The sequence below is a fragment of the Aeromonas genomosp. paramedia genome, assembly GCF_023093515.1.
Taxonomy (GTDB): domain Bacteria; phylum Pseudomonadota; class Gammaproteobacteria; order Enterobacterales; family Aeromonadaceae; genus Aeromonas.
In genome coordinates, this window is sequence record NZ_JAAROG010000002.1 from 43421 (window position 1) to 59604 (window position 16184).

General features: G+C 63.4%; 13 protein-coding genes. 6 read left to right on the top strand and 7 right to left on the bottom strand.

What is annotated here, in order from left to right:
• Nucleotides 1-36 precede the first annotated feature (36 nt).
• Genes HB860_RS02305 through HB860_RS02315 form a run of 3 tightly spaced genes read right to left on the bottom strand, consistent with a single transcriptional unit; the run spans nucleotide 37 to nucleotide 3249 of the window.
• Nucleotides 37-891 carry a 23S rRNA (adenine(2030)-N(6))-methyltransferase RlmJ gene (locus HB860_RS02305; RefSeq protein WP_247625627.1) on the bottom strand — a complete coding sequence of 285 codons (855 nt, stop codon included), beginning with the start codon at nucleotides 889-891 and terminating at the stop codon, nucleotides 37-39.
• A complete protein-coding gene (locus HB860_RS02310) occupies nucleotides 885-1346 on the bottom strand; it encodes a DUF2390 domain-containing protein (RefSeq protein ID WP_202046630.1) in 462 nt (153 codons plus the stop codon). Before HB860_RS02310 ends, HB860_RS02305 begins: the two co-directional genes overlap by 7 nt.
• Nucleotides 1339-3249: an ABC transporter ATP-binding protein gene (locus tag HB860_RS02315; RefSeq protein ID WP_247625628.1), complete on the bottom strand. Its 1911-nt coding sequence runs from the start codon at nucleotides 3247-3249 to the stop codon at nucleotides 1339-1341. Before HB860_RS02315 ends, HB860_RS02310 begins: the two co-directional genes overlap by 8 nt.
• A gap of 152 nt (nucleotides 3250-3401) precedes the next feature.
• On the opposite strand from HB860_RS02315, the gene HB860_RS02320 reads away from it, so the two are divergent.
• From HB860_RS02320 to HB860_RS02330, 3 genes are all read left to right on the top strand, one after another.
• Entirely contained in the window at nucleotides 3402-3812 is a 411-nt protein-coding gene (locus HB860_RS02320) for a CBS domain-containing protein (protein ID WP_139435991.1), read from the top strand.
• A gap of 319 nt (nucleotides 3813-4131) precedes the next feature.
• Nucleotides 4132-5232, top strand: a complete 1101-nt coding sequence (locus HB860_RS02325) for a porin (RefSeq protein ID WP_247625629.1) — start codon at nucleotides 4132-4134, stop codon at nucleotides 5230-5232.
• A 349-nt stretch (nucleotides 5233-5581) separates the two neighbouring features.
• Nucleotides 5582-6526: a chemotaxis protein CheV gene (locus HB860_RS02330; protein ID WP_139435995.1), complete on the top strand. Its 945-nt coding sequence runs from the start codon at nucleotides 5582-5584 to the stop codon at nucleotides 6524-6526.
• 105 nt (nucleotides 6527-6631) lie between these two features.
• On the opposite strand, the gene HB860_RS02335 is transcribed toward HB860_RS02330, so the two are convergent.
• Entirely contained in the window at nucleotides 6632-7240 is a 609-nt protein-coding gene (locus HB860_RS02335) for an arylesterase (protein WP_247625630.1), read from the bottom strand.
• A gap of 57 nt (nucleotides 7241-7297) precedes the next feature.
• Here HB860_RS02335 and HB860_RS02340 point away from each other — a divergent pair, with 57 nt between their 5' ends.
• Together HB860_RS02340 and HB860_RS02345 are read left to right on the top strand one after the other, a co-directional pair.
• Nucleotides 7298-8023, top strand: coding sequence for an ABC transporter ATP-binding protein (locus HB860_RS02340; RefSeq protein ID WP_043132953.1), 726 nt, complete (start codon nucleotides 7298-7300; stop codon nucleotides 8021-8023).
• Between the two features lie 97 nt (nucleotides 8024-8120).
• Nucleotides 8121-10562 carry an ABC transporter permease gene (locus HB860_RS02345; protein WP_247625631.1) on the top strand — a complete coding sequence of 814 codons (2442 nt, stop codon included), beginning with the start codon at nucleotides 8121-8123 and terminating at the stop codon, nucleotides 10560-10562.
• Nucleotides 10563-10625: 63 nt separating this feature from the next.
• On the opposite strand, the gene HB860_RS02350 is transcribed toward HB860_RS02345, so the two are convergent.
• The gene (locus tag HB860_RS02350; RefSeq protein WP_247625632.1) at nucleotides 10626-11531 is read right to left on the bottom strand and encodes a TIGR01777 family oxidoreductase; all 906 of its coding nucleotides are present in this window, start codon (nucleotides 11529-11531) and stop codon (nucleotides 10626-10628) included.
• 281 nt (nucleotides 11532-11812) lie between these two features.
• Here HB860_RS02350 and HB860_RS02355 point away from each other — a divergent pair, with 281 nt between their 5' ends.
• Nucleotides 11813-13363 (top strand): EAL domain-containing protein, encoded by a 1551-nt coding sequence (locus HB860_RS02355; protein ID WP_247625633.1) that lies wholly within the window; start codon nucleotides 11813-11815, stop codon nucleotides 13361-13363.
• A gap of 116 nt (nucleotides 13364-13479) precedes the next feature.
• Here HB860_RS02355 and HB860_RS02360 read toward each other — a convergent pair whose 3' ends face one another.
• The gene (locus tag HB860_RS02360) at nucleotides 13480-14661 is read right to left on the bottom strand and encodes a PLP-dependent aminotransferase family protein (protein WP_247625634.1); all 1182 of its coding nucleotides are present in this window, start codon (nucleotides 14659-14661) and stop codon (nucleotides 13480-13482) included.
• 245 nt (nucleotides 14662-14906) lie between these two features.
• Nucleotides 14907-15974 (bottom strand): M28 family metallopeptidase, encoded by a 1068-nt coding sequence (locus HB860_RS02365; protein WP_247625635.1) that lies wholly within the window; start codon nucleotides 15972-15974, stop codon nucleotides 14907-14909.
• Between the last annotated feature and the right edge of the window lie 210 nt (nucleotides 15975-16184).

Here is a 16184-nt window from a genome sequence, read left to right on the forward strand (position 1 = left end):
TTTCGGGGCTTTGTCATGTTTGTGGCTGGTGAGGACTCAGTCGGCTGCCTTGTTGAGCCACTCCACCCTGTACTGGGCGCCGGCGCCCTGGGCCAGCTTGGCGCACAGGGGTTTGAGGAAGGCTTCGATCTGCTCGTCCAGCATCCAGGGGGGGCTGACGATCAGCATGCCGGAGCCGTTCATGCCCCAATCGGCGGTCTGGCCGGCCACTTCGAGCTCCGCCACCAGGACATTGCCGAAGTTTTCCCGCTTGATCGCCTTGAGCATGTCGCGGGACTTGTCCGCCTCCTGCCCGAGGATGGGATACCAGAGGGCGTAGATGCCGGTGGCCCAGCGCTTCTGCGCTTTTTTAAGGGTATCGACCACGGCGAAGTAGTCTTCTTTCAGCTCATAGGGAGGGTCGATGAGCACCAGGCCCCGGCGCGGCGTCGGCGGCAGCAGGGCGACCAGCCCCTCGAAACCGTCGCGATGGTGGACGGCGACGCGGGGGTCATAGCCCATGTTGGCGCGAAGATCCTCCACCTCGTTGTTGTGCAGCTCCATCAGCGCCAGCTTGTCCTGCTCGCGGATAAGGCGGCGCGACAGCTCCGGCGAGCCCGGGTAGTAGTGCAGCTGACCATCGCTATTCATCTCTTCGATGACGCCAAGATAGGGGGCCATGGCGGACCATTGGGCCCGCTCGTCCCACAGGCGGCCGATGCCGTCGGCGTACTCAGCCTTCTTCTGGGACCAGTCGCCGCGCAGGTCGTAGAGACCGCCACCGGCATGGGTGTCCAGCACGATGAAGGGCTTCTCCTTCTTCTTGAGGGACTCGATGATCAGGGCCTGGACGGCGTGTTTCAGCACGTCGGCATGGTTGCCGGCGTGAAAGGCGTGGCGATAGCTCAGCATATTAGGTCTCTGAGGGGGCCCTGCTGGGCACCCAGTAACGATAGATAGTTCAACAGGTTGTGGCTCTTGCCACGAAACAGGGAGAGGCCGCGCAGGGTCTGCAGCAAGACCCCCTGTTGCAGCCGCTCCAGCTCCAGCTCGTGGGCCAGCATGGCCTGATACTCCTCCTCGGCCAGCCGTGATTTGGCTTGCTGGCGCAGGGTGCGCCAGGGGAGCAGCACGGCCTCGGTCTGGACCAGGGCCGGTTGCAGATCGGTGAGGTCGACCGGGATACCGAGCAAGTCCAGATGATGCAGCAGGAGCGCCAGATTGACGTTGCCCCCCTGGCTCTGCACCTCGAGCCAGTCCTGGCTGCGCTGGCCATAGACCTTGCCGCTCCAGTGCCAGAAGCCGAGCGGCGTCGGCAGCTCGTGCACGGCGACCCGCTCGCTTGCCATCAGCTGTTCGTCACGCAAAGAAGGCCTGCTCCATGGTTTCCAGCTCCTCACTGAGGCTCATCCACTCCAGCTCCACCTCTTCCAGCTGCTCCTTGAGGGGGCCCTGGGACTTGAGCAGCTCGGAGAGCTTGCCCTTGGCGCTCTCTTCGTAGATGGCGGGATCGGCCAGCTGGCTCTCGATGTCGCCAAGCTTGCCCTGCAGCTTCTCCATGCTGGCCTCGAGTTTCTCCAGCTTCTGGCGCAGGGGCCGGGTCGCTTGCCGGAACTGGGCCTCGAGCCGTTTCTGATCCTTGCGTGCCACCGCCGAGTTGGCGGAGATGGGGCCGTCCACCGGCTTGGCGTTGGCCTCTTTCTCCTGCTCGCCGAGCCACTTGTGGTAGTCGTCCAGATCGCCGTCGAACGGTTCGACCCGGCCACCGTGGACCAGATAGAAGTCATCCGTGGTGGTGCGCAGCAGGTGACGGTCGTGAGAGACCACCACCATGGCGCCTTCGAAGCCTTGCAGCGCCATGGTCAGGGCGTGGCGCATCTCCAGATCCAGGTGGTTGGTCGGTTCATCCAGCAGCAGCAGGTTCGGCTTTTGCCAGGTGATGAGGGCCAGCACCAGCCGCGCCTTCTCGCCACCGGAGAAGGGGGCCACCTTGTCCAGCGCCTTGTCGCCGTGGAAGCCGAAGCTGCCGAGGTAGTTGCGCAGCTCCTGCTCGGACTTGTCCGGGGCGAGGCGAGCCAGGTGATCGAGGGGGGTATCGTCCAGACGCAGGGTCTCGAGCTGATGCTGGGCGAAGTAGCCGATGCTGACCCCGGCGCTCACTTCAAGCTTGCCCGAGAGCGGCGCATTGGAGCCCGACAACATCTTGATGAAGGTGGACTTGCCGGCGCCGTTGCGCCCCAGCAGGCCGATGCGCGAGCCCGGCACCAGGTTCATCTTTATCTTCTCCAGGATCACCTTGTCACCGTAACCGGCACACAGGTTCTCCATGGCGATGAGGGGGGTCGGCAGGGCCGAGGGCTCGCGAAACTCGAAGCTGAACTCGGAGTCGGCGTGGGCGGGCAGGATCTTCTCCATCCGCTCCATGGCTTTCAACCGGCTCTGGGCCTGACGGGCCTTGGAGGCCTTGTAGCGGAAGCGGTCCACATAGGCCTGCATGTGGGACATCTCCCGCTGCTGCTTCTCGTACATGGATTGCTGCTGGGCCAGCTGCTCGGCGCGCTGCAGCTCGAAGTCGGAGTAGCCGCCGGTGTATTCGTTGAGCTTGCCGTTCTCGATGTGGATGATGCGGTTGATGACCGAATCGAGGAAGTCGCGGTCGTGCGAAATCAGCACCAGCGTGCCCTGATAGCCCTTGAGCCACTTCTCCAGCCAGATGACGGCGTCGAGATCCAGGTGGTTGGTCGGTTCATCCAGCAGCAGCAGATCGGAGCGGCACAGCAGGGCCTGGGCCAGGTTCAGGCGCATGCGCCAGCCACCGGAGAAGCTCCTTACCGGCGAGTCGAGCTGATCGCCACCAAAGCCCAGCCCGTGCAGCAGCTCGGCGGCGCGGGCGCGGATGCTGTAGGCGCCTATGGTGTCGAGCCTGCCGTGCAGCTCGGCGACCAGGAGGCCATTGTCATCCGCCTCGGCCTGGGCCAGCTGGGCTTCGAGGGCGCGGAACTCCTTGTCGCCATCGACCACGTACTCCAGCGCGGAGCAGTCCAGCGCCGGGGTCTCCTGGGCCACGCCGGCAATCTGCCAGCCGGCAGGCAGGCTGAAGCTGCCGTTGTCGATGGCCAGCTCGCCCCGCACCAGCGCAAAGAAGGTGGACTTGCCACAGCCGTTCTTGCCCACCAGGCCCACCTTGTGGCCGGGGTGAATGGTGGCGGACGCGTTGTCCAGCAGCGTGCGGCCGCCGCGGATCAGTTCGATTTGACTGGCAACTATCATGGATGGATCTGCTTGGCTCAATGAAGGGGAGAAACTGGCGCGGATCTTACGTGAAATGACTCGGATTTGCACTTGAGGCAGGCGGGCATGGCTGGCTGCGGCAAGAAAAACGTGCCATAACAGAGACATCTGTCAGGGGGCTGGAGGCTTCCATGTTGATTAAAGAGATCATGACGACCCGGGTTGCGACCGTTTCCATGGATGACAGGCTGGGTGTCATCAAGGCGATCTTCGAGCAGGCCCACTTTCGCCACCTGCTGGTGCTGGAAGATGACGTGCTGGTGGGAGTCATCTCGGACCGGGATCTGCTGCGCGCCCTCAGCCCCTATCTCGACACGGATGCCGAGATGAACCGCGACACCGAGACCCTCAACCGGCGGGCCCATCAGATCATGAGTCGCCAACCCATCACCATCTCTCCCGACTCGTCCTTGCCGGAAGCCGCGGCCATCATGCTGGAGCAGCATGTCTCCTGCCTGCCGGTACTGGAAAACGGCGCCCTGGTCGGCATCGTCAGCTGGAAAGACCTGCTGCGCGTCATGCGGGACTGGCAACCTGTCTGAGGCGTTCCTGGGAGCGACTGGATCCCGTTTTGCCGGGTTTTCATTGACTCTTTCTCGATATAACCCTCTGCACTTACCAATAACAACTGCCGTATAACTCTGGTTTATTCTATTTATTGGTTTAAAATTCTACATATTGATAAATTTGCGACATTTGGTGTCGCAATGAATGGGTTAAATCGAGTATTTCTAATTAATCAGCCCCCTCTTCAGTTCCTATCAAGGTTCGCAGATCTACCCTAGGTCATCGGAACATAAACCCGATCCTAACGACCGAGTACAGGTCTGATTGATAGTGTTTACACCAGAGGAATGAACAATGAAAAAGACAGCATTGACGATGGCCATCTCCAGCCTGCTGCTGGCCGGTGGTGCACAAGCTGCAACTGTTTACGATCAGAATGGTACCAAGCTTGATATCGGTGGCCGCGTCAACGGCATGTACTACGGTACCGATGACAACGCCAGCGAAGGCGACGCCAGCTACCTGCGTCTGCACGTCGCAGGTGAGACCAAGATCGACGAAGAAACCACCGCATTCGGTTTCGCCGAGTACAACCTGCCTGTCTCCGGTTCTGACAATGACGAGCTGCGTTATGGCTACGCCGGCATCAAGAACGATCGTTTCGGTGCCTTCAGCTATGGTCGTCAGGACGGTCTGTTCACCAAAGCGGTAAACAACTACACCGACGTACTGCCTGAGTGGGGTGGTGACGGCCTGGGCAAGGACACTGACGTGTTCGGTACCGGCCGTACCAATGCGCTGGCCCAGTACATGTACAACTGGCAAGGCCTGACTCTGGGCGCCCAGTTCACCGGCAACAACGACCCGCAAAACCAAAGCCGTAGCGATCGTAGCGGCGTCAACGGTACCTGGAACCCGAAAGGCTCTTCCGAAGGTTACGCCCTGTCTGCCAACTATGACTTCGACATGGGTCTGAGCCTGGGTACTGCCTATAACCAGGCTGGCAAGACCGACGAGCAAGCCGAGAACGTGAGCTTCGGTGGCGATAACGATGCCAAGCTGTTCGGTTTCGGTGCCAAATACTCTGCCGGTAACCTCTACATGGCGGCTACCTACTCCCACGGTGAAGATCACCTCTTCGTCGACACCGGCTCCATGCGCGGTTATGCCGAGAAGATGGATGGCTACGAAGCCGTCGTACAGTACAACATCACGCCGAAGTTCAAGCCGTCCCTGGCCTACCTGCGCACCGATGTTAAAGACAGCGCCCACGGTATCGATGACACCGCCACCGAGTACGTATCTATCGGTGCCTGGTACAACTTCACCGACAACTTCAACGCCTATGTTGACTACAAAATCAACATGCTGGACGAAGTTGGTTCTACCGGCAAGAACAGCCTGAACAAGTCTACTGACGATATCGTTGCTGTAGCACTGCAGTACAACTTCTAAGTCGTTCCCTGACTGCCTACTGTATTTTTTGACCGGCCGCCTCGCGGCCGGTTTTTTTATGGGCGCAAAACCAGACGTGCCCTTTCTCGGCCATCAGGCCAATCCCGGGTTCAGCATTCTTCCCTGCTGGTCGATAACTCTCTTTGTCGGGCCGATGGAGATGAGGGCTGCTGGCATGGGGCTATGGGGTGAGGATCACGCCCCGCGGTCAAGATCCTATCTTTTCTCGACCCTTTTCATTATTTCTATAGAGACTTGCGTTGCTCCTGCCGGGGGAATGCGGGTCTGGTTGGCATGCTGGCGCCCCTCTGGCGGGGCGGCACTCGGAAAACGGACGTAAGGGCTTTATATGGCGAGCATATTGGATTCGGTGGATCAACGTACCCAGCTGGTGGGGGAGAATCGCCTGGAGTTGCTGATGTTCCGGTTGGGATCCCAGCAGCTGTTTGCGATCAACGTCTTCAAGGTGCGGGAGGTGGTGAAGCTGCCCCATCTCAACAAGATGCCGGGCTCCCATCACAACATCAGCGGGGTGGCGAACATCCGCGGCGTCTCCATTCCCGTCATCAACCTGCGCGGTGCCATCGGCATGCGCCCCATGGCGGTCGACAACGAATCCAACCTCATCATCACCGAATACAACCGTACCATTCAGGGGTTCTTGGTGGGGCAGGTAGCCCACATCGTCAACATGACCTGGAAGGACATATTGCCGCCTCCCCGTTCGGCGGGGCGCGCCAACTACCTCACCGCCATCACCCGCATCCCGGAGGGCGGGGTCGACCAGATTGTCGAAATCATCGACGTGGAGAAGGTGCTGGCGGAGATCATCACCTATGACATCCGCATCTCGGCGGAAGTGCTGGACAAGGAGATCCTGCCCCAGATGCAGGGGCGCCGGGTGCTCATCGTCGATGACTCCAGCACGGCACGCAATCAGGTGCGCGAGACCCTCGCCCAGCTCGGCCTCGAGGTGATCGAGTGCCAGGATGGGCTGCAGGCGCTCAAGCTGCTCAAGGGGTGGTGCGATGCGGGCAAGAAGGTGACCGACGAGATCATGCTGATGATAACGGACGCCGAGATGCCGGAGATGGATGGCTATCGCCTGACCCACGAGGTGCGCAGCGATCCGCGCATGGCCGATCTCTTCATCACCCTCAATACCTCACTGAGCGGCAACTTCAACGAGGCCATGGTCAAGAAGGTGGGATGTGACCGCTTCATCTCCAAGTTCCAGCCTGATCTGCTGGTCGGGGTCACCCAGGAGCGGATGCGCCAGATCCTGGGGGCTTGAACCCGACTCAAGGGCTTATCGCCTCAAGCCAGCCCGATAACAGAACACCCGCCTTGGCGGGTGTTCTGTTTTGGCGGGCAGGGGGCCAATGCCGTCCCCCTGGGGTCACTGGGTCAGCAGGGGCTCGATAAAGCGGGCGACCCGGTCGCGGATCTGGGGCTGCGCCGCTGCCGTGGGGTGGAGCCCATCGTTCATCATGAGTTCAGGGCGCAGCACAATATCATCGATAAAGAAGGGCATCAGCGGCAGGTCATTGGCCTGCGCCAGCTCCGGGAAGATCTGCTCGAACTGCTGCAGGTAGCGGGCGCCATAGTTGCGGGGCAGCTGGATCTGGGTCAGCACCGTCTTCGCCTGGCTGGCCTTGGCCAGCTCCACCATCTTGGTGAGGTTGGCCCGGGTGATGGCGGGGGCGAAGCCGCGCAGGCCATCGTTGGCCCCCAGCTCGATCAGTACCCAGTCAGGCTTGTGCTCCTCGAGCAGGGCGGGCAGGCGGGCCAGCCCTCCCTGGGTGGTTTCACCGCTGATGCTGGCGTTGATGAGCCTGTGCTCGCCACCCTGCTGCTGCCACTTCTCGTTGAGCAGGGCAGGCCAGCTCTGTTCGGCCTGCATCTGGTAGCCGGCACTCAGGCTGTCCCCCAGTACCAGCAGGGTTTGCGCCTGGACCGATGAGATCCAGCAACACAGGCAACTCAAGACGAACAAGACACGGGTCATGCATTCAACTCCCAGGATCTATTGTCATTACAGGTTAAGGCAAACAGGAAACGCATCATGAGTTCAACGCCCATTATCACCGTCAGGGGGCTCGGCAAAACCGTTCGCCTCGGCCAGGAAAGTCTCACCATCCTTGAAGGGATCGATCTGCAAGTCAATACCGGCGAGACGCTGGCCCTGGTCGGCGCCTCCGGTTCCGGCAAGTCCACCCTGCTCGGCCTGCTGGCCGGGCTCGACCTGCCGAGCAGCGGCGAGATAGAGATCCTGGGCCAGTCCCTGACCCGGCTGGACGAGGAGGGGCGGGCCAGATTGCGTGCCGAGCAGGTGGGGTTCGTGTTCCAGTCCTTCCTGCTGCTGCCCACCCTGAGCGCCCTGGAGAACGTCATGCTGCCGGCCGAGCTGCGCGGCGAGACCGACTGTGAGCCCAGGGCCCGCGAGCTGCTCACCCAGGTCGGGCTGGCCGAGCGGCTGCACCACCTGCCGCCGCGCCTGTCCGGGGGGGAACAGCAGCGGGTCGCCATCGCCCGGGCCTTTATGACTCGGCCCAGCCTGCTGCTGGCGGACGAGCCGACCGGCAACCTCGACAGCAAGACGGGGGAGACGGTGATCGAGCTGCTGTTTCGTCTCAACCGCGAGCACAACACCACACTAGTGGTGGTGACCCACGATCATGAGCTGGCCCAGCGCTGCCAGCGGCAGCTGGTGATGGCGGCGGGACGGCTGGAGGCGGATGCGCCAGCATCTGAAGCCACCTTGGCTCCCCGTGTCAGGGAGCTGTCATGAATCAATGGAGACTGGGTTTCAAACTGCTGCGCCGGGAAGGGTTCAGCGGGGAGCTGTGGTTCTGGCTTGTGCTGGCGCCGGGCATGGGGAGCAAGTCATGAGTCAATGGAGACTGGGTTTCAAGCTGCTGCGCCGGGAAGGATTCAGCGGGGAACTGCGCTGGTTCGTGCTGGCGCTGGCCCTGAGCGTGGCCTGCGTGCTGAGCGTGGCCCTGGTGGCGGATCGGCTGGATGCGGGGCTCAAGGCCTCGGGCCGCGACTTCATCGGGGCGGATCGGGTGCTGCGCTCCGCCACCCCGGCGCCCGAGGCCTGGCTCGCCCAGGCGAAGCAGGAGGGGCTCCTCGTCCAGACCACGGTCAGCTTCAACAGCATGTTGTTTCATGGCGACGGCCTGCAGCTGGCGTCCATTCGTGCCGTGCCGAGCGATTTCCCCTTCTATGGCAAGCTGGAGCTGATGCCCCAGCGTGCCCCTGCGCCCGGCGAGATCTGGCTCTCCGCCCGGGTGATGCAGTTGCTCGGTGCCAAACTCGGGGACGAGCTGGAGGTCGGCAACACCAGATTGACGGTGGCGGGGGAGCTGGGTCAGGAGCCGGATCAGGGCTTCAGCCCCTTCCAGATGGCGCCAAGGGCGCTGATCCACAGCGCCGATATCGAGGCAACCGGCGCCCTCTTGCCGGGCAGCCGCCAGCAGTGGCGCTATCTCATCAAGGGATCCCGGGAGGGGGTCGCCCGCTATGAGCGCTGGCTCAAGCCCAAGCTGACGGCAGGGCAGAAGCTGATCAAGCCCGACGATCAAGGTTCCCAGGTCGGCAAGTCCCTGGCCAATGCCGAGCGCTTCTTCCGCCTGGCGTCCCTGGCCGGCGTGCTGCTGGGGGCCCTGGCCATGGGCATAGCGGTGCGCCACTTCGCCGAGCGCCAGACCAACATGGTGGCGCTGCTCAAGACGCTGGGGGCGTCGCGGCGTACCCTCTGGCAACTGATGGGGACGCTCCTCGCCTCCCTGACCCTGATAGGTGCCCTGATCGGCCTGGTGGCGGGGAGCGCCATGCAGTGGCTGACGCTGCAACTGCTGGGGGATCTGCTGCCAGCTGATCTGCCGCCGCCCTCCTGGCGCCCCTTTGCCCTGGGTCTGGCGGTCGCCTTCTTCATCACCCTGCTGCTGGCCTTCATCCCCTTCCTGCGCCTGCTCAAGGTGCCGCCTCTGCGGGTGCTGCGCCGGGAGCTGGAGGCGGGCATTCCCCCCTGGCTGACGGTGCCCGTGGGCCTGCTCGGTCTGTTCGCCCTGGTCTGGGGCTTTACCGCCGATGTCAGGCTGGCGCTCGGTCTCATCGGGGGCATGGGGCTGCTGATGGTGCTGCTGGCGCTGCTGGCCTCCGGGCTGCTGCGACTCGGTGGTCGGCTCAAGGGGCCCCATGCCCTGCGTCTGGCCATCAGTCACCTCTCCCGCGAGCGCGGCAGCGGCCTGTTCCAGCTGGCGGGCTTTGCCCTGGCGCTCATGTTGTTCGGGCTCTTGTGGGCGGCGCGGGTCGATCTGCTGGATGATTTTTCCGCCCGTCTGCCCGCGGATGCCCCCAACCGCTTCCTGGTCAATGTGGCCGACGGGGAGCGCGACGGCATACTGGCGGATCTGCACAAGGCCGGCGCCATCACCTCGGACTTCTACCCCATGGTGCGCGGGCGTCTGACCCGGATCGCCGGTCAGGCGGTGGGTGAGGATGCGGCCCGGGAGGGGGTGAACCGCGAGCTCAACTTCACCACCACGGCGACCCTGCCCCCCGACAACCAGGTCACCTCGGGCCAGTGGCTCGGCGGCAAGGGGGAGGTCTCCGTCGACGAGGTGCTGGCGGGCCAGCTCGGCATCGCCCTGGGGGACGCCCTCAGCTTCACCATAGAGGGGCGCAGCTTCGAGGCCAGGGTGACCAGCCTGAGGTCCATCAAGTGGGACAACATGCGGCCGAACTTCTACATGATCTTCTCGCCGGACGTGCTGGCCCCCTTCTCCCAGACCTGGCTTGGCAGCTATCGTCTGCCGCCTGAGGGACGCAGCGCCGAGGTGGAGCTCATCCGTCGTCACCCCACGGTGAGCCTCATCGACGTGGAGGATCTGATAGGGCGGCTGACCCTGGTCTCGGATCAGGTGAGCCGGGCGCTGGGGCTGATGCTGGGGCTGGTGACGGTGGCCGCCCTGCTGGTGCTGCTGACCCAGACCCAGGCCAGCATGGCCCATCGGCGCCGGGAGCTGCTCTTGATGCGCACCCTGGGGGCGGGCAGCAAACTGCTCGAGAAGATGCTGCGCTGGGAGCTGGTGGCGAGCGGCGCCCTGGCGGGGCTGTGCGCCGCCATGGTGGTGGAGCTCTGCTCCTTTGGCCTGCAGTGGTGGTGGTTCGATGGCCAGTGGCAGTTCCACTGGGCCATCTGGGCCGGCCTGCCCTTGCTGGGGGCCCTGCTGGTGACCCTGGCCGGTCAGGGCATGCGCCGTCAGCTGCTGGCAGGCACCCTGAGCGACCGCCTGAGAGGCCTGGGGCAGGGGCTGCTCTGACGGCCGCTGGCGAGGCACCGATAGTAACAATCCCGACCCAGGTCGGGATTTTTCATGGTGGTGTCAGCGCGGGGGCTGCAGCAGGTTGCCAAGGGCCTCGGGGAGGGCCGGATAGGTGAAGTGGAACCCCGCCTCCTGCAGGCGTGCGGGCAGGATCTGCTGGCCGGTGAGCAGCAGATCCGCCGCCTCGCCCATCAGCAGCCGAAGCACCCGGGCTGGCACGAAGAAGAGGTGCGGGCGATGCAGCGTGCTGGCCAGGGTCTGGCTGAACTGGCGATTGCTGACCGGCTGCGGGGCCGTGCCATTGAAGATCCCCTCGCACTCGTCGTGCTCGAGGAGAAACAGCATGGCCCGCACCAGATCCTGCACGTGGATCCAGCTCATCATCTGGGTGCCCGGGCCCATGGGGCCGCCGAGCCCCAGCCGATAGGGGGGCAGCATCCTGGGCAGGGCGCCCCCATCGGTGCCGAGCACCAGGCCGATGCGCACTATGCAGACCCGGATCTGGGGGCTGCGGGCCTGCAGGGCCAGCTGCTCCCACCGCTGGCAGAGGCGGTGGGTGAACTCGTCGTGGGGATGGTGGCAGCGCTCGTCCAGGGGCTCATCCCCCTGGCGGCCATACCAGCCGATGGCGGAGGCGCTCAGCAGCAATCTGGGGGGCGTGCTGGAGAGCTTGACGAGATCCACCAGTTGCTCGGTCAGCAGCCAGCGGCTGTTGCACAGCAACTGCTTGCGGGACTCGCTCCAGCGGCCACTGGCGATGGGCTCCCCGGCCAGGTTGATGACGATGTCCACGTCGTTGAGGTGATCCAGCCGGTCCAGGTTGTCCAGCAGAGTGACGTCGTGACCGAGCAGCTCATAGGCCCGGCTGCCCTGGCGGGTCAGCACCACCACCTCGTGCGCCACCTTGAGGTGTGCCACCAGGCGGCGGCCGATAAAGCCCGTTCCCCCCGTGATCAGTATCTTCATGTGCTGCCTCCCTGATGGCTGTTGGCTCTACTCTAGAGGCTGGGCACTGGATGGACAAGCTCCTGTTTTTATGAGCATTATAAATTCATGATGGCGCCGCCTCGCGCGCCTCGCGCCAGGGTGCTGGCGCTGGCCCAAGGCATGTGCGCTGGATGGGGAGGGGGGCTTGCCTCCCAGAGCGGGTGCCATCCGGATTTCACCCGAGCGCCTCATCATTGCTTGCCAAGCGGGCGGCAGCGGGTAAACTCGCCTGCTTTTTCGCCGTGACCATGAGGACGGTTATGCCATTTCGTCGTTTAAGGGTGCGTCAATTCTATGTCCGGCTGGCCTGTGCCCTGCTGGCGGGTCTGCTGCCCATGGTGCTGGGGCTTGCCGTCATCACCTGGCAGACCGCCGCCGGAGTGCAGCAGGATGCGGTGGAGCGGCTGCAACATGCCAGGCTGATGTTCGACCGCACCCTGGACAACGCCCAGCTGGCGGCATCGGCCCTTGCCGGCAGTCTGAACAAGCCCTGCCTCGAGGTGGTTCAGGGGCTGCGGGATCAGGTGGCGACGGTGCCGGATGTGCGCAGCGTCAACCTGGCAGAGGGCTCGACCATCTACTGCACCTCCCTCTATGGCCCGGTCAGCGGGGAGGTCCAGCTGGGCGACTACGTGGGTGGCAAGCTGGATCTCATGAAGGGCAACCCCGTCACTCCGAATCGCCCCCTCATCGTCTACCGGGAGGAGATGGGCAGGTTCAGTGTGCTGGTGGGGATAGATGGCTACTACCTGCTCAACATTCTGGACATGCTGAGCCGCAACTCCCCCCTCGGGCTGGTGGTCGGCCAGGAGATGCTGCTGCGAGACAGCCAGCTCACCGACCGACTCATCCCGTCGGACAGTCTGGGCTACCTGGAGGAGGCCTCCAGCAAGTATCCGTTCAAGGTGGTGACCAGGGTATCTGTCGATGAATACAGGGCCCACATCTGGGACTACTCCAAGGTCGGCATCATAGTCTACCCCCTGCTGAGCGTGCTGTTCGGGGTGGGGATCTTCTGGCTGATGGGACGCTCGACCTCCCCGACCCAGGAGCTGAAGCGGGCGCTGGATCAGCAGGAGTTCATCCCCTATCTGCAACCCGTGGTGACGGGGAAGGATGCACACTGGAGTGGCTGCGAGGTGTTGATGCGCTGGCAGCATCCCCGTCAGGGGATGATCTCGCCGGATCGCTTCATTCCGCTGGCGGAAGACAGCGGCCTCATCGTCCCCATGACCCGGCTGCTGATGGCCCAGGTGCGGGAGACCTTTGCCCCCCTGGCGGATCAGTTGCCCAGGGGATTCCACTTCGGTTTCAACATCAGCGCCAGCCACTGCAAGGATCTGAGCCTGCTGGACGATTGCCGGGACTTTATCGACGCCTTCCGCAACAACCCCATCAAGCTGGTGCTGGAGTTGACCGAGCGGGAGCTCATCGTAGCGGACGAGACGACAGACCGGCTGTTTGCCGAACTGCATCAGCTCGGCGTCTTCATCGCCATCGACGACTTCGGTACGGGCCACTCCAGCCTGACCTATCTGCAGGCCTTCCAGGTGGACTTCCTCAAGATCGACAAGAGCTTCGTCGGCATGATTGGCTCGGATGCGCTCTCCAGCCACATCGTCGAGAACGTCATCGATCTGGCGACCCGGCTCGGTCTGCTGCTGGTGGCGGAAGGGGTGGAGAACCAGGTGCAGGCCGATTACCTGAGGGAGCGCCAGGTGGATTTCCAGCAGGGCTACTTCTATGGCAGGCCCATGCCGATGACGGCCTTTGCCAGCCTGCTGCCCACCCAGCAGCCCCCGTCAGCCTGAGGGGCAGCGCCAAGGTGCTCGGCGCCAATGGCTTGCTCGCCCGCTGACAAGGGCTGAGAGCGAGGCATAAAAAAACCAGCGACCCGGGTCGCTGGTTTTTTTTCATCCCCAGAGGCTCAGAGCATGCGGGAGAGGGCGCGGCAGAGGCGCTTGATGCCCTCTTCCGTGGTGGCCTCATCCACACAGGAGAAGCTCAGGCGCAGGGTGTTCTGGATCTCGGGGCGCACATAGAAGGGGGCGCCGGGCACGAAGGCGACCTTCTCCTTGATCGCCTCGTCGAACAGGGCCATGGCGCTGACGCTTTTTGGCAGGGTCAGCCAGAGGAACATGCCCCCCTCGGGGCGGGTGTAGCTGACGCCGGGCGGGCAGTGACGGCTCAGGGCGGCCTCCATGGCGGCCCGCTGGCGGCCATAGACCTCCTTGATCTTCTCCAGATGAGCGTCGAGGGAGTGATCGGTCAGGAAGCGGTGCAGCACCTGCTGGCTGAAGGCGTTGCTGTGCAGATCCGTGGCCTGCTTGGCGATGGTGACCTTCTTGCGCAGCCAGTCCGGCACCAGCATCCAGCCCAGACGGAAGGCGGGCACCACAGTCTTGGAGAAGGAGCCGAGCAGTACGGTATTGTTCGGCGCCAGCTTGGCGATGGGGGGCAGGTGTTCCCCCTCGAAGCGCAGCTCGCCGTAAGGGTCGTCCTCCACCATCAGCAGATCGTGGCGCACCAGCCGCTCGGCCAGAGCCTCGCGGTTGGCACGGCTATAGGAGACCCCGCTCGGGTTCTGGAAGTTGGGCACGCCGTACAGCAGCCTGGCGCTGGAACCCTGCTCCAGCAGCGCATCCAGCGCGGCCAGATCCAGTCCCTCTTCCCCGAGCGTGATGGGCTTGAAATTCGGTTGATAGACGGAGAACGCCTGGATGGCCCCCAGGTAGCCCGGCTCTTCGATGATGAGATCCTGCCCCTCGTCCACCAGTACCTTGCCCAGCAGATCCAGCGCCTGCTGGGAGCCGCTGGTGATCAGGATATTGTCCGGGTTGACCTCCATGCCGTGGCGGCTCTGGTAGCGATCGGCGATGTACTGGCGCAGCGGGGCGAACCCTTCGGTGGTGGCGTATTGCAGCGCCGCGGCGCCCTGCTCGCGCAGCACGTCCTGGCAGGCTTGCTCGATGGCCTTGACCGGGAACAGGTGGGGATTGGGCAGGCCGCCGGCGAAGGAGATGATCTCCGGATTGGCGGCGACTTTCAGGATTTCACGGATAAAGGAAGGCTCGACCTTCTCGAAGCGCTGGGCAAAAAACGGCTGCATAGGGTTCTCTCTGACTAGGTGGCGGTCGCTCCATTCAACCGCCAGGTTATCCGTTTGTATCAGATTTCAGAAATGAGGCAATGGCTGTCACAAAAATCCATAAAAAAGGGCAGGTTTGGCACCTGCCCGAATTTTATCGTCTCTACCCTGGCCGGGGGCGCCAAAACCCCTGCCAGGTGTTCATCTGCCCTGAGCTCAGAGCCCGGGCTCTTTCAGCTTGAAGAGGCAGTTCATCGGCTTGGTACTCAGAGCCCGGGAGCTTTCAAGAAGCTGATCATCAGATCCGTGTTGGCACCGAGCTGCTGCTGGACCCGGCCCGGGAACAGCTCCGCCATCTTGTCGAGGCGGTCGTGCTCCGTGTGCCAGATCTTGCCCCACTGGGTCTCGCTGTCCCGATCGCAGGCGCTCTTGCCGGCCTCGTCGTAGCAGTCCCACAGCGCCGGGTTGGTGCTCTGGGAGTAGCCGTCATAGCCATCCTCCCCGTTGATGGTGAAGTTGGTGGCCTCCACGTAGGCGATGGGCACCCCCAGGCAGGCAAAAGGCGCATGATCCGACCAGCTGCCGGTCTCCCCTTCCGGGTAGCCGTCGTAGCTGGGGTGAATGGCGAACGGGGTGGCGCTCTGCTTGGAGATGGCCAGCAGGCGGTCGCGCACCTTGGGATCGAAGCTGTAGCGGCCCGGCTCGGCGCAGTTGTACTCGGCCACGTCGGAGTGGGCGGAGTGGACGTAGACGATGTCGCCCCCGGCTATGGTGTCGTAGTTCACCATGGCCAGCAGCTTGGCGACGGCGTCGCTGTCGAGGCTGGCGGCATAGGCCTTGGAGCCGTTGAGGCCGTTCTCCTCCGCCCCGAAGAAGGCGAAGCGTACCGTGTAGGGCAGGGTCTCTCCCTTGAGCGCCTCGGCGACCGCCAGCAGGGCCGCGACACCGGCACCGTTGTCGGTGGCACCTTCGGAGCCCTTCTTCTCGCCGGTGCTGTCATAGTGGGCACCGATGAGGATCACCTTGTCACTCTGGCCCTTGAGCTCGGCGACCAGGTTCTGGGAGTGCTTCTCGGTGCCGCTTCGGGTGTAGCTGAAGGGCTGGTTCTGCACCTCGTAGCCCCAGCCGGTCAGATGGTCCTGGATCCAGGCCGCGGCACGGGTTTCGGCCTCGGTGCCCGTGGGTCTGGCACCTATGCCTTCGGCACTCGAGCTCAGCTGCACCAGGTATTCATAGGCCTGGGTCCCGGGGGCGGGGGGCTGGGAGTCATTGTCCGAGGGGTTGCACCCGGCCAGCAGGGCCGAGATGACGAGGGTCAAAAGGGCTCTTTTCATACTGCAATCCTTTGTTGTGTATGGTTTTATTTTTCCGCGTCAGGATGCACCTGACGCCCGGCAGATTCTGTGAGGGGGGTGGCATTTGTCAATCGCAGTGGCGGAATTGGTCAGTCAGGGGGGATTTGTTGTGCGAAACACTTGCGCCTTGGGCCTATCTTGGGATAATTCGCTCCCCTGTTTTTGCCGATTGATGAAATAACGAACCAC